Origin of the sequence: Microbacterium sp. KRD172, assembly GCF_017168295.1 — a bacterium.
Taxonomy (GTDB): Bacteria; Actinomycetota; Actinomycetes; order Actinomycetales; family Microbacteriaceae; genus Microbacterium; species Microbacterium profundi.
In genome coordinates, this window is record NZ_JABFAS010000002.1 from 3064908 (window position 1) to 3077561 (window position 12654).

At 65.3% G+C, this 12654-nt stretch carries 15 protein-coding genes; 3 read left to right on the forward strand and 12 right to left on the reverse strand.

Features of this window, described 5'->3' with window-relative positions; translation table 11 throughout:
* The 4 genes from J1M43_RS15060 to J1M43_RS15075 form a co-directional block, all read right to left on the reverse strand.
* On the reverse strand, nt 1-590 hold a 590-nt coding region (locus tag J1M43_RS15060), incomplete at its 3' end, for an allophanate hydrolase subunit 1 (protein WP_206477192.1).
* Nucleotides 590-1129: a D-glutamate cyclase family protein gene (locus tag J1M43_RS15065; protein WP_206477193.1), complete on the reverse strand. Its 540-nt coding sequence runs from the start codon at nt 1127-1129 to the stop codon at nt 590-592. The genes J1M43_RS15065 and J1M43_RS15060, both read right to left, overlap by 1 nt.
* Before the next feature lies 1 nt (nt 1130).
* A complete protein-coding gene (locus J1M43_RS15070; RefSeq protein ID WP_033105307.1) occupies nt 1131-1895 on the reverse strand; it encodes a LamB/YcsF family protein in 765 nt (254 codons plus the stop codon).
* Between the two features lie 2 nt (nt 1896-1897).
* Nucleotides 1898-3181, reverse strand: coding sequence for an NRAMP family divalent metal transporter (locus J1M43_RS15075; RefSeq protein ID WP_033105308.1), 1284 nt, complete (start codon nt 3179-3181; stop codon nt 1898-1900).
* Between the two features lie 128 nt (nt 3182-3309).
* Between J1M43_RS15075 and J1M43_RS15080 the strand changes: the two genes are divergently transcribed.
* Together J1M43_RS15080 and J1M43_RS15085 are read left to right on the forward strand one after the other, a co-directional pair.
* Complete coding sequence (locus J1M43_RS15080; protein ID WP_033105309.1) at nt 3310-3948, forward strand: GntR family transcriptional regulator; 639 nt, start codon at nt 3310-3312, stop codon at nt 3946-3948.
* A gap of 106 nt (nt 3949-4054) precedes the next feature.
* The gene (locus tag J1M43_RS15085) at nt 4055-4288 is read left to right on the forward strand and encodes a hypothetical protein (RefSeq protein WP_033105310.1); all 234 of its coding nucleotides are present in this window, start codon (nt 4055-4057) and stop codon (nt 4286-4288) included.
* 346 nt (nt 4289-4634) lie between these two features.
* On the opposite strand, the gene J1M43_RS16865 is transcribed toward J1M43_RS15085, so the two are convergent.
* The 6 genes from J1M43_RS16865 to J1M43_RS15115 form a co-directional block, all read right to left on the reverse strand.
* Nucleotides 4635-4787, reverse strand: coding sequence for a toxin-antitoxin system toxin subunit (locus tag J1M43_RS16865; RefSeq protein WP_234000355.1), 153 nt, complete (start codon nt 4785-4787; stop codon nt 4635-4637).
* Between the two features lie 82 nt (nt 4788-4869).
* Nucleotides 4870-5145, reverse strand: coding sequence for a CopG family transcriptional regulator (locus J1M43_RS15095; RefSeq protein ID WP_307823505.1), 276 nt, complete (start codon nt 5143-5145; stop codon nt 4870-4872).
* A 257-nt stretch (nt 5146-5402) separates the two neighbouring features.
* Nucleotides 5403-6674, reverse strand: a complete 1272-nt coding sequence (locus J1M43_RS15100) for an ATP-binding protein (RefSeq protein ID WP_033105313.1) — start codon at nt 6672-6674, stop codon at nt 5403-5405.
* Nucleotides 6675-7191: 517 nt separating this feature from the next.
* Nucleotides 7192-8046, reverse strand: coding sequence for an aldo/keto reductase (locus J1M43_RS15105; protein WP_206477194.1), 855 nt, complete (start codon nt 8044-8046; stop codon nt 7192-7194).
* A 46-nt stretch (nt 8047-8092) separates the two neighbouring features.
* Nucleotides 8093-8761: an aldo/keto reductase gene (locus tag J1M43_RS15110; RefSeq protein ID WP_307823506.1), complete on the reverse strand. Its 669-nt coding sequence runs from the start codon at nt 8759-8761 to the stop codon at nt 8093-8095.
* A gap of 9 nt (nt 8762-8770) precedes the next feature.
* Complete coding sequence (locus J1M43_RS15115) at nt 8771-9022, reverse strand: hypothetical protein (RefSeq protein ID WP_206477195.1); 252 nt, start codon at nt 9020-9022, stop codon at nt 8771-8773.
* A gap of 592 nt (nt 9023-9614) precedes the next feature.
* Here J1M43_RS15115 and J1M43_RS15120 point away from each other — a divergent pair.
* Nucleotides 9615-9815 (forward strand): hypothetical protein, encoded by a 201-nt coding sequence (locus tag J1M43_RS15120; RefSeq protein ID WP_206477196.1) that lies wholly within the window; start codon nt 9615-9617, stop codon nt 9813-9815.
* A gap of 384 nt (nt 9816-10199) precedes the next feature.
* Here the strand turns inward: J1M43_RS15120 and J1M43_RS15125 are convergent, their stop codons facing one another.
* Both J1M43_RS15125 and J1M43_RS15130 read right to left on the reverse strand, forming a co-directional pair.
* Nucleotides 10200-11195, reverse strand: coding sequence for a LacI family DNA-binding transcriptional regulator (locus tag J1M43_RS15125; RefSeq protein ID WP_206477197.1), 996 nt, complete (start codon nt 11193-11195; stop codon nt 10200-10202).
* A gap of 23 nt (nt 11196-11218) precedes the next feature.
* The gene (locus tag J1M43_RS15130) at nt 11219-12649 is read right to left on the reverse strand and encodes a GH1 family beta-glucosidase (RefSeq protein WP_200880949.1); all 1431 of its coding nucleotides are present in this window, start codon (nt 12647-12649) and stop codon (nt 11219-11221) included.
* Nucleotides 12650-12654: the final 5 nt, after the last annotated feature.

Sequence of the window (12654 nt, forward strand, 5' to 3'; positions counted from 1 at the left end):
AACCGAACCAGCGCCCCAGGCGACAGCAGCGCCGGCGGGTCGCGGTCGATGTCCCACATCACGGCATCCGTGCGCCCGATCAGCTGCCAGCCACCGGGGCTCTCTCGCGGGTAGACGCCGGTGAACGCTCCGGCGAGCGCGACCGACCCCGCCGGCACCCTGGTGCGCGGCGACGAACGACGAGGCACGTCGAACAGCGGATCACCGCTCACGACGTAGCCGAACCCGGGCGCGAAGCCCGAGAACGCGACCTGCCAGTCGGCCGCGAGGTGCCGGTTCACGAGCTCCTCGGCGGACACCCCCAGCAGCGACGCGGCTTCCGCGAGATCCTCGCCGTCGTAGTGCACCGGCACGGTGACCTCGCGGGTGTGCGGCACGTGCTCTGCGTCCACCTGCGTCGCCGAGAGCACCTCGGCGAGCGCGGCGGCCGACGTGCGCAGCGGATCGAACCGCACGAGCACCGTGCGGGCGCCGGGGATGCGCTCGACGATGCCGGGCACGCCGTCCCAGGCAAGGTTCAGCCGCATGGCTTCGTCGAGGCCCTTCGCCTCGACGAGCAGAGTGCGGTCGGATGCTGTGAGGATGCGCATCAGACGATGTACTCCGCATCCGGCACGTCGGTGATGAACATGTAGCCGGGGGCATGCGTGACCGCGAACGGCGGCTTGGACGCCATGATCGCCGCCTGCGGGGTGACACCGCAGGCCCAGAACACCGGGATCTCCCCCTCACGCACCTCCGGTGCGTCACCGAAGTCAGGACGCGAGAGGTCGGCGATGCCGACGAGATCCGGATGCTCGTCCCACGCCTCGGTCGCATCGCTCACCTCGGAAGTCAGTTCGTCGTCGCGCCAGATCCGGTAACGGCCGACGTCGGTGCGGATGTCGCTGCCGGGTGCCAGCACCGACTCCACCTGTCCCTGCTCGATGACCTCGAGCGCCGGGCACGGCTTCGGATTTCGCTGGGCGTAGAGCAGCGTCTCGAACGCCCAGTCCGCCGGCACGGCGATGAGGTTCGCCTGCGTGAGACCGGCCGCGACACCGCTGGTCGGCACCGCACGTCCCGCACGGTAGTCGCCACGCGCCGCCCGCGCGGTCGCGAGCTGATCGGAAGAAGCAAGCACGCCCATCTCAGACTCCGGCGAACGGTGCGATCGTGATGCCTGCTGCCTGCAGCATCCGCTTCGTCTCCGCCGCCATCTCGATCGAGCCGGGGCTGTCGCCGTGCACGCAGATCGATTGCGCGTCGACACGCACGTCCGAACCGTCGATCGCGCGGATCACACCGTCGGACGCGAGTCGCACCATGCGCTCGGCGACCGCGGCGGGGTCGTGCAGCACGGCGCCGTCCTGGGTGCGCGAGACGAGCTGCCCGTCCGGCATGTACGCGCGATCGGCGAAGGCCTCGGAGGCGACGGCGAGTCCGGCCTTCGCTGCCACTTCGAGCACGACGCCGCCCGCGAGGCCGAGCAGCACGAGGCTCGGATCGATCGCCTTGATCGCCGCGACCACGTCGGCGGACTGCCGCTCGTCTCGGGCGATCGTGTTGTACAGCGCACCGTGCGGCTTGACGTATGAGACCTTGCCGCCGACCGAAGAGGCCAGGCCGATGAGCGCGCCGAGCTGGTACTCGACGTGCGCCTGCAGCGTCGGGGAGTCGATCTCGACGTTCGTGCGGCCGAAGTTCTCGTAATCGCGGTAACCGGGGTGGGCGCCGATCACGACGCTGCTTCGCACCGCAGCATCCAGAGTCTCGCGGATGCCCTCCGGGCTGCCCGCGTGGAACCCGCACGACACGTTCGCGCTCGTGACGATCTCGAGCATCGCGACGTCGTCGCTGACTATGCGGTCGGGGACGTTCTCGCCGAGGTCGGAGTTCAGGTCGATGGTGGGCATGGTCACGCTCCGGTTCCGAGGAAGGCGAAGATGGGGCCGACCGAGACGATGCCCATGTACCAGGTGAGCAGCGTCACCAGTGTGCCAGCGATCAGCAGCACCAGCGGGTACTTCTTCGTGCCGAGCAGGTCGCGGCGGAACCATCCGATGTACATGAATACCGTAAGGCCGATCGGGAGGATGAGTCCGTTGAAGCCGCCGACGAAGACCAGGATCGCCGCGGGTGCGGTGCCGATCGACAGGTACACGATCAGAGAGACGACGATGAACGCCACCGTGGCGATCTGCAGCGACCAGCCGCCGAGGAAGCGCTTGTGGAACGACGACAGGAATGTCGCCGACGTGTACGCGGCGCCGATGACCGAACTGAGGGCGGCCGCCCAGAAGATCGCACCGAAGATGCGCAGACCCGCGTCACCCAGCACAGACCCGAAGGCCTGACCCGCGGGGTTGGCGGCCTGGCTGGACAGGTCGAGGGCGACACCGGATGCGACGACGCCGAGGATCGCGAGGAACAGCACGTAGCGCATGATGCCGGTGATCAGGATGCCGTTGGCCGCTGCCCGCATGACCGGGCCCGCGTACTCGGGACCGGTGTGGCCGGAGTCGAGGTAGCGGTGCGCGCCGGAATAGGTGATGTAGCCGCCGACGGTGCCGCCGACGATCGTGGTGATGGTGGCGAAGTTCAGCTCGTCCGGAACGAACGTCTGACGCAGCGCGTCGCCGATCGGCGGCTGGGCGATGATCGCGACGACGACCGTCATGACGATCATGCCGATGCCGAGGATCACCAGCACGATGTCCATCACCTTGCCGGCCTTCTTGATCAGGAAGATCACGATCGCCAGGGCCCCGGTGAGCAGGCCGCCGATCTTGGGGTCGATGCCCAGCAGCGCGTTCAGCCCCAGGCCGCCACCGGCGATGTTGCCGATGTTGAACGCGAGACCGCCGATCACGACGAGGACCGCGATCACGTGTCCGGAGAACGGGATGGCCGAGTTCGCGAGCTCGCCCGCGCGCTTGCCGGACGAGGTGATCATGCGCCAGACGTTGAGCTGAACGGCGATGTCGATGAGCACCGAGACGAGGATGGCGAAGGCGAACGCCGCTCCCATCGATGCGGTGAAGGTGGCGGTCTGTGTGATGAATCCGGGACCGATGGCGCTGGTGGCCATCAGGAAGATCGCGCCGATGACGGCGCTGCGGCCGACGCGCTTCTTCACCGCGGCGAGCTTGGCGGCGGTTTCGGGATCGGTCTGGGCGTCAGTCGGGGACTGCTCGGACATGAAGGGGGTTCCCATCGTCTTCGGCGGGTGTCGGGTGACACCGAGTGTAGAACGGATTGGGACTGATTGTTCAACAATTTTGTTTCCGGGATGCTACGCGCAGGGTCCCACCCGCTTAGCATGAAGGCGTGAACCATCAGGGAGCGCTGGCGGATGTGCTGCGTCAGAGCATCATCAACGGCGATTTCGCGCCGGGGGCCCGCCTCTCAGAGGCGGCGCTGGCCGAGCGGTTCGAGGTCTCGCGCAACACGTTGCGGGAGGCGTTCCGCGTGCTGGCGGAACAGGGGCTCATCGAGCACATCCCGCACCGTGGCGTCTCGGTGGCTGCGCCGTCGATCGCCGATGTCGTCGACATCTACCGCGCCCGCCGCGTGATCGAGTGCTCGGCGCTCCGGCAGTCGGAGCCCGAGCATCCCGCCGTGCAGTTGATGCGCGCTGCTCTCGCCGAGGCCGAGAAGCATCTCCTCACGGAGGAGTGGCACCGCGTGGGCAGCGCGAACATGGCCTTCCACGACGCGATCGTCGCGCTCGCGGACAGTCCGCGACTCGCCCGCACATATCGTGACGTCGCGGCGGAGCTTCGACTCGTGTTCCTCGAGATCGACGACCCCCGCGCACTGCACGAGCCGTTCGTGCGCAAGAATCGCGTCGTGCTCAAGACGCTTCTCGAAGAGGGTCCGCGTGTGGCGGCCGACGCGCTTGAGAGCTACCTCATCTCGTCGGAACGCACCGTTCTCGGAGCGTTCGCGCGCATGGGCCGCGGCTAGCGCGGGATACTTTCCGATCGGCGTTGGTTTCCACGGACATGAATGAAAAACTTGCCGCGGCAACTTCGATGGGGCCGTCTCCCTGCTGGTCGCCGACCTCGACGCCATGACCGCGTTCTATCGCGACGTCGTCACGCTCCAGGTGCAGGATGCTGCGGGTGACGCGGTGACGCTCGGGCGGGCCGGAACACCGCTGGTGATCCTCCGCCACGCGCCGACGCTGCGGCATGCAAGTCCGGGCTCGGCAGGACTGTTCCACACGGCGATCGTGTTCGAGTCGCAGGCAGCACTCGCCGGAGCCCTGGGCAACGGCATCGAACTGTACTGGGACCGCGACTGATACAGCGGTCGCCACCCGTGTGCCGCGGCGGTTGCCATAATCGCATCCACAGCGCGGGGGGTCTCCGCCTTAAATGCGAGATGATTCATACCCGGAGCCCTGCGGTCGTGTGGCAACCTGCTCACGTTCGGTGACGTCGTCAACGTTACATAGGCGCCGCCTGCTGCCCCCGACTCTCCCTCAGCCCACTTGCCCTCGCGCACAAAGTCCAATTCGCGGAGCAACCAACCCCATTCGGCGAGGGACCCCGCATCTGCGATCCAGATCTCCACATGATGAATTCCCGCCACGCTTCAAGTCTCCCAGTTTGGGCTGGCGACATCGGACACGCCGGCACTCAGACCTGTCAGAGAACGAGGCGTCGATACTCAGCTCGGGCCTTAATCGCGTGGATGATCTCAACCTCTCCGTCATCCCAGAGCAGCACGACGATCTCGAGCAATCGCCCTGAGGCATCCAACCCGAAGCGCAATTCGCGCTGCGGGTTCTCGTCGTCCAAAGCGCCACCCGCGAGTACCGATCGCGCGGCCGCCTTCGCGTCCTCGTCGCTGATTCCGTGCTTGCGTGCAGATGGGAGGCGATCACACGTGCGCCCACGCTCGCACAGCAGCCCGTATTGCCGCCGAGCGATCCAGGCCCTCGCGATCGGCGCGCGCCATAAGCTCAGTCAGTTCCGCGTCAGAGAACCGCGTCGGCACCACCTGCGACGCGCGCTCGGCCCGCGGTGGACGCCCCCACCGCTTCTGCAGTTCGTCGACGTCATAACCGGCCTCGGCTTCGTCAGCCCACGCCTGTACCTGTTCGTCGGAGACTTCGCGCCCCTGGATCATCCGCTTTCCCATGGACTCAGCGCTCAAGGCTCGCACACGTCTGCCGAAAACGATCGTTTACGGCGCGATCCCGACATCGGGCTCGGAACGGTTGCCGCAAACGCTCGTCATAGCCACCAAACGGCAAGGGTTTCCGGCTGATCGTGTGAAGACGCGCTGAGCACCTTACGCACGTGGCAAGGCGACGGCAGTTGTCTCGTAACCCATGGGATTCGAGACAGTTGCCCGCCTCGTGGGATCGGCTGATGCACACGAGTGTTGAGGACCTGCTGCGCGGGGCGTTCTCAGGAGGTGAGCAACGCGAGCGGGACAACCGCCACGCCATCCTGTCGACGATAGGCGTGGGCGCCCGTGTTGATGACGACGAGGTCGACGATCTGGTCGGGGAGCGACTCCTTCAGCCAGAGCAAGTGGCGAACGTCGTGGTCGGTGATCGCGGATTTTAGCTTCACCTCAACACCGACAGCTTCTGCGTGTCCTCGGTGGATGATGAAGTCAATCTCGTGCCGCCCATCATGGTCACGGAAGTGAGACACCTGCGCGTCGTTCGCTGCCGCATAGGTCTGGAGGCTGAGGGCGACGAGTGCTTCGAAGAAATCGCCGAGGCGAGTTCGATCCCGGTTGTTGGTCACCGGTTGGGCGGCCGACAACAGTTTGACCTCATTGAGATTGAGTAGGCGCGCGGAGAGTGCCGGATCTGCGAGAAAGTGCTTCGGCGCGAGGGCAGTTCGTGACAGGAGCTTTTGGCTGGGTGACCAGGCGTCGACTTGGTCGAGCAGATAGAGGCTGCTGAGGACGTCGCGGTAGGCGATCGACGTCTTCTTCGTCGGTCCAGTTGGTACACCTGGGTCGAGACTGGCACCGATCTTCGCGAACGTGGTTGCGGAGGCCGTGGCCGCGGCGTAACCCCGCAACCAGCCGCGCAGCAGTTCAGGCCGACGGATGCGGTGCCCCTGTTCCGTGAAGTCATGAGTGATGACTCGCTCGATGTAGTCATCCAGCCAAACTCCGCGGGCACGATCACTCATTTGCCGGGGTTGCGGGAATCCTGAGGTGACGATTTCGCGGACGTAGTCGCGCAGTTCGACGTCACTGGACCCGTGGATGTCCGGGACGTCTGCGCTGAGCAGATCGCGGACTCGGATGGTGGGTATTTCCAAGTTACGTTCCGCGATGGAGAGAGGTCGCATCCGGAATCTGATGATGCGGCCGGCGCCTGAGTGGAGATGGGTGCCAACGGGGGCCGCGCTGCCGGCCAAGATGAACCGTTCGCCGGTCGAGTCACTGTCGACAAGGCGGCGGACACGGTCCCAGACCTCGGGGACATGTTGCCATTCATCGATGAGGACGGGAGTGTCTACTCGGTTCAAGTGCTTTGGATCCGCTTGGATCAACTCCCGCATTTCGGGGAGATCCAAATCAAGAATTGTCTTCGCTCGCTGCCTCCCGGTGGAGGTCTTCCCGATCGCGCGAGCTCCATCGATAGAGATTGCAGCGAACGAAGGAAAAAGCTCGTCGATTGAGTCATCGATGATCCGTCTCTTGTACCCATCCATTGTGATGATCTCCTGCCCACCTCAACTAGTACACCATTTTGATCGTTTCCAAGCTACCATTATGGGCACGCTTAGTCCACCGTTTTGAGCCTTCCTGGTACACCACTTTGATCTCTCTCCAGCCATAAACGACTGCGACAACTCGACGCCTCAAGTGAACCGCGTCGGCCGACTGCGTGTCTCGCAACCAAGGTGTCTCGAAACCCATGGGTTATGAGGCAGATAGGTTACGAGACACCTCGACGAGCTGAAATCACGGACCGATTGAGGAAGTCCACAAAGCGCTGGGGAGTTGTTCGTTCCGGACCTTCCGACGTAATCGTGATCGACGCATCCAACGTCGAGAGCAGTTGTCCGGCGCTCCGCCGAATACCTACCACACGCGTTTCGGCGCGGTTAAGTTTCGGTGGGGGGTTTCGGCGGCTCACGCTTCGGCGTGTCGCGCACTTGATCATCATCGTCGGCGTGAGCGCCGGAATCGATCGTTTTCGGCGCGGCCGGGCGGCCGCGATTCCGCTTAGCTCTCCGCTCGCCCGGCGAGCCAACGGACCATTTCGGGGTCGGCGTGGGAGAAAAATTGCGACTTGCCTGCGTCGAGGGCGGCGATGCGGTCCATATCTTCGCCGGCGAGCTCGAAATCGAGCACGTCAAAGTTTTGCTGCATCCGCTCACGCTTGACCGACTTGGCCAACGACACCACCTCTCGCTGCAGGAGCCACCGCAGGACGACCTGCGCTGGCGTCTTGTCGTACTTCTCGCCGATCGCGGTCAGCACGGGGTTGGAGAACAGGTCGTTCTTCCCCTCGGCGAAGGGCGCCCACGCTTCGAGTACGACGCCTTCTGCGGTGAGGAGCTCCTGGTAGTCGGTCTGCTGGTGGAACGGGTTGGTTTCCATCTGATTCACCGCAGGCACGATGGTGCTGAACTGGATCAGGTCAACGAGGCGGTCAGGGGCGAAGTTGGAGACACCGATCGCGCGAATCCGGCCCGCGGTGTGCAGCTTCTCCATGGCCCGCCACTCGCCGTAGTAGTCGCCGAAGGGCTGGTGGATCAGGTACAGGTCGAGGTAGTCGAGGCCGAGCTTGCGCATCGAGGTTTCGAAGGCCTCTAGGGCCCCCTCTTCGCCGCGCCTCTGGATCCAGAGCTTGGTGGTGATGAAAAGCTCCTCGCGCGGCACGCCGCTGGCAGCGATGCCTCGACCGACGGCTTCTTCGTTGCCGTAGCTGGCGGCGGTGTCGATGAGGCGGTAGCCCGCCGCGATCGCGTCGACGACGGCTTGCTCGGTGTCCTTGGCAGGGATCTGGAAGACGCCGAAGCCGAGCAATGGCATCTCAACACCGTTGTTCAGGGTGACGGTGGGGGTGGTGCTCATGATCGTTCCTTTCAACAGCGCCCTAGGCGCGACAGATGGGTGGGTTTCAGTAGCCGGCGGGCTGGCGGACGACGTAGTGCGCGTTGAGCTCGTCGACCTCCCCGCTGGTGAGAGTGAGCTCGACGGCCGCGGCCGCATCGGCCAGGTGGTGCTGTTTCGTTGCGCCCACAATGGGGGCGCTGACGATCGGGTTGGCGAGAACCCACGCGAGAGCGATCTGCGCCATAGGGACTCCCCGCTCGGCGGCGATCCGCTCGACGGCATCGATGACGGGCTTCTCCGCGTCGGGGTTGGCGAAGTGGGCGCTACCGACAGGGTCATTGTGGGATCGGGCGCTGGTCCTCTCGCCAAAAGGTCGAGCAACCCGGCCCTTCGCGAGCGGGCTGTACGGGATGCTCCCGACACCTTGGTCTCCGAGTAGTCCGAACATCTCGCGCTCCTCTTCCCGGTACAGAAGGTTGTACTGGTCCTGCATCGAGATGAAACGCGTCCACCCGTGAACGTCGGCGGCGTGCTGCATCTTCGCGAACTGCCAGGCGTGCATTGCTGAGGCGCCGAGGTAGCGCGCCTTGCCGGCTTTGACGACGTCGTGCAGCGCTCCCATCGTCTCCTCAACAGGGACGGCGGGGTCGAAACGGTGGATCTGGAGGACGGTCTCCATCCAGTCGTCCCATTCAGCGAGCAACGGCACATCCCGCGCGTGCTGACCCTGCACGTGCACGACCTACCCGCCACCGTCGAGGGGCTCGATGTGTTCAGCGCTGAGCTCCGCGACATCGACCGGTCGGAGTCCGGCGCCCGCGCACAGAACCAACATGAGCATCGCTCGGTACTGCTTCGTGAGGTCGCGCTGAGCGCCCGCCCACCGGCGGAATCCGGCCATCTCTTTCGAGGAGTAGGGAGCGGCCATAGCCTTGGACGCAACAATCTTCCGCGATTCCTCAGGGTTCTCCTCGGGGAGGAGGACGCGAGGCATCCGCGTTTGCGAACCCGACCGCTCCCGCCGCCCGCACCGGCGCGGCCTCCCATCGCGGAGCCGCGGCGCAGCCGGCGGCGGGAGCGGTTCTGATCGACCCGCTGACCCGCGCCGGCAAGGTCACGATTGCGTAACAGGACTTGCCTGACGCAAAATGTTTACGTCATCATTTTGATGATTGCCAGTGACGCAGACGTCGTGGCAGGGCCGAGGAGTCGTTCCGTGGCCACCTGAATCCCGGGTGAGGGCGGGCGGCGAGGTGCACATCTGAGCACAGCCACCACTGGCTTCGGGGGAACGGGCCCGCGGTTTACGCCTGTGGACGTGACGTCAGACTCCAGCTTGCTGGAGCGGTACCGGATGAAGCAGGAAGCCACCGATCCGGGGCGTGCAACAGCGCGTCGCGCAGGCGGAAGCGCGTCCAGAACGGGCGCGCGCAGGCAAGTTCAGAACCGCGGAAACTCGGGGGCTTTCGACCCACCGTGGAAAATCGAACGGCCTAACGTGGAAAACGCGTGGGAGCCCACTCCCCGACCCCTAGTCCCGCCTGGGATCGGGGAAAACCTGAAGCACCCCGATCGCGAACGACACCGTGACTGACGTCCAGATCACGACACCCGCAGAAGACACAACCTCGCTCGGCTACCAGCAGCGGTTTGCGGCCGCACTGCCACAAGCGATCATCGGCCGACCCCTGAACGAACTCGACATCGATCGACTCGCGGGATCTAGCGGATGCTCCAAGGGATTCATGAACGCACTCGCACCGATCAAAACCGACGCTCAGTTCTAGGCGAGAAAGGAAGCTGCTGGCGCACCAGAGTGCAGCAGCTGCGGAACTGCCCGTCGCTCTCTGCCCCAGCCGAAACCCTCTACCAAAACCCGGTTACGACCCACCTTTATGGCGGGCCCGATGAGGCGCACTGCAACGATCCACCGAAAACGATCGTTTTCGGTGTGCTCTAACCGTTGCTAATTTCCGCCAAAGCGTTGGGCGGTGCGTGTGCGTTGAGGTGTCGCACAACGCTACGCTTACAAGACGCCTCATCCCGTAATGCCTGGTAACAGCACAATTCCGAAAACGCCGGATGCGGCCGTGTCTCACAACTATGTGTCACAAGTTCCTGGGCGATTCCAGGTACAAGCCGTTAGTTGTGAGACACCGATCTCGAGCGGCTCACGCCGACGCGCGCACCACCAACTCGGTCGGCAGGATCGTCATCTTCTCCGGCTCGCCCCCGGCGAGACGGGAGAGCAGTACGGCGGCCATGGTCTCGCCCTGAAGGTACATCGGCTGACGCATCGTCGTCAGCGGCGGATCAGTCGAAAGCGCCACTGCAGAGTCGTCGAACCCGAGCAGCGCGACGTCCTCCGGCACCCGAAGCCCCACCGACCGCATGGCGTTCAGCGCACCGCGCGCCATGAGGTCGCTCGCGACGAAAATCGCGTCCGGAGTGCCGACCGAGAGGATGCGGCGCACAGCCTCCGCACCACTCGTCTCGCCGTAGTCGCCCTCTTCCTCCGCGAACGGGGTGAGTCCGGCATCCGAAAGCGCATCGCGGAAGCCCTGCACGCGATCGACCGACGCGAGCATGCTCAACGGACCCGAGATCGTCGCGATACGCCTGCGGCCTGAATCGATGAGGTGCTGCGTCGCGGTGCGAGACGCAGCGACGTTGTCGACGTCGACCACGTAGTCGCTCGGACGCCGGCGCAGCGGACGCCCGCCCCAGACGACCGGCACAGCATCCGCGATGCGATCGATGAATGCGTCGCTCGTGTGATGCGAGACGATCAGTGCGCCGTCCACGCCGCCGTTGCGCACGAAGCTCGTCATCTTGTCGCCAGGGTCATCGCTCGCGATCAACAGGTTGAGCAGGTAGTCCGAGCCGCGGAGCGCACCGGTGATACCGGCCACGATCGATGCGAAGAAGGGGTCGCCGAAGAAGCGCGTCGTGTCTTCCGGCACGATCAGGGCGATCGCGTGGGTCTGCTTCGACGCCAACGAACGCGCTGCGCGATTGGGCACGTAGTTCAGGTCGGCGATCGCCGTCTGCACGGCCGCGAGCGCCTCGGGGCTGACCGCAGTCGACCCGTTCACCACCCGCGACACGGTCGAGCGTGACACTCCGGCGGTGGCCGCCACCTCTTCGATCGTCGCGCGTGACGGCACTGCTCTCCCTTCGGTCGACGCGGTCAGAGAGCCCGCGCGGCAATGATGCGAGCGTACTCCCGACCGCTGTCCTTGAGGCTGCGCGCCTGGGTGTCGTAATCGACGCGGACGATGCCGAACCGCTTGTCGTAGCCCCAGGCCCACTCGAAGTTGTCGAACATCGACCAGTAGAAGTAGCCGCGCACGTCGACACCGGCATCGGCCGCATCCAGCACCGCACCGAGATGCAGGCGCAGGAACTCGGTGCGATCCGCATCGTGCACGCGCGTCTCGCCGTCCTCGACGACGGCGACGTCGTCGTACGCGGCGCCGTTCTCGGTCATGTACAGCACGGTTCCCGCCGGCTCGGCGTACTCGGTCCAGACGCGCTGCAGCAGGCGAGTGAGCCCCTCCGGCTGCACCTCCCAGTTCTGCGCCGTGCGCGGCAGCCCGCGCTCGACCGAATGGATGCCGTCGTTCGACGGGTACGGGCTGCGCCTCGCCCTCTCAGTCGTCGGCCCACCGGATACGGGAGGCACGGCCGGAGCCCGACCGGACAGAAGATCGCCGTGGTAGTAGTTGACACCCTGGGTGTCGATCTTCTGCGAGATCGACACCAGGTCGCCGTCGTGGATCGCCGCCTCGAACCGCGCGACGGCATCCGGATCGACGCCACGGATGTCTTCGACGATGTCTGCCGGGTACGAGCCGCGGTAGATCGGGTCGAGGAACCATCGGTTGAACTGGCCGTCCACTCGGCGCACAGCGTCGGCGTCGGCTGGCCTGTCGGGATCGGCGGGGTCGGCGACCGTGTGGTTCAGCGTGATGCCGAGGTTCAGCGAAGCGTCGCGGCCGCGCAACTCCTGCACCGTCAGGCCGTGCGCGAGCAGCAGATGATGCGAGGCCAGCAGACCCTCGGCCACGCTCGTGTGACCCGGCGCGTGCTCACCGCCCGTATATGAGAGGAACGACGAGCACCACGGCTCATTCAACGTCGTCCACACGTTCACCCGATCGCCGAGCGCGTCATGCATGTTGCCTGCGTACTCGAGGAAGCGGTCGACCGTGTCGCGGTTCGTCCATCCGCCCTTGTCCTGGAGCGCCTGCGGCATGTCCCAGTGATAGAGCGTGAGCCACGGCAGGATGTCGGCGCCGAGCAGCTCATCGACGAGTCGGCTGTAGAAGTCGACACCCTTTGCGTTGACCGCGCCGCCGTCGGGGCGCACTCGCGACCACGAGGTCGAGAAGCGGTACGTCTGCAGGCCGAGCTCGGTCATGAGCGCGACGTCTTCGGGGTAACGGTGATAGTGATCGCACGCGACGTCGCCGCTCTCACCTCCGACGACGGCACCGGGAACGCGGGCGAACGCATCCCAGATCGAATCGGTGCGACCGTCCTCGTGGGCGGCGCCCTCGATCTGGTAGGCAGCAGTCGCTGCTCCGAACAGGAAGTCCTCGGGGAAGGGGCGGGTCATAGAGG

Excerpts from the sequence above, each read along its gene's own strand:
- J1M43_RS15065 (WP_206477193.1), bottom strand. The coding sequence starts at position 1,129 with ATGGGCGTGCTTGCTTCTTCCGATCAGCTCGCGACCGCGCGGGCGGCG.
- J1M43_RS15070 (WP_033105307.1), bottom strand. The coding sequence starts at position 1,895 with ATGCCCACCATCGACCTGAACTCCGACCTCGGCGAGAACGTCCCCGAC.
- J1M43_RS15075 (WP_033105308.1), bottom strand. The coding sequence starts at position 3,181 with ATGTCCGAGCAGTCCCCGACTGACGCCCAGACCGATCCCGAAACCGCC.
- J1M43_RS15085 (WP_033105310.1), top strand. The coding sequence starts at position 4,055 with ATGACCGCGTTCTATCGCGACGTCGTCACGCTCCAGGTGCAGGATGCT.
- J1M43_RS15100 (WP_033105313.1), bottom strand. The coding sequence starts at position 6,674 with ATGGATGGGTACAAGAGACGGATCATCGATGACTCAATCGACGAGCTT.
- J1M43_RS15105 (WP_206477194.1), bottom strand. The coding sequence starts at position 8,046 with ATGAGCACCACCCCCACCGTCACCCTGAACAACGGTGTTGAGATGCCA.
- J1M43_RS15115 (WP_206477195.1), bottom strand. The coding sequence starts at position 9,022 with ATGCCTCGCGTCCTCCTCCCCGAGGAGAACCCTGAGGAATCGCGGAAG.
- J1M43_RS15130 (WP_200880949.1), bottom strand. The coding sequence starts at position 12,649 with ATGACCCGCCCCTTCCCCGAGGACTTCCTGTTCGGAGCAGCGACTGCT.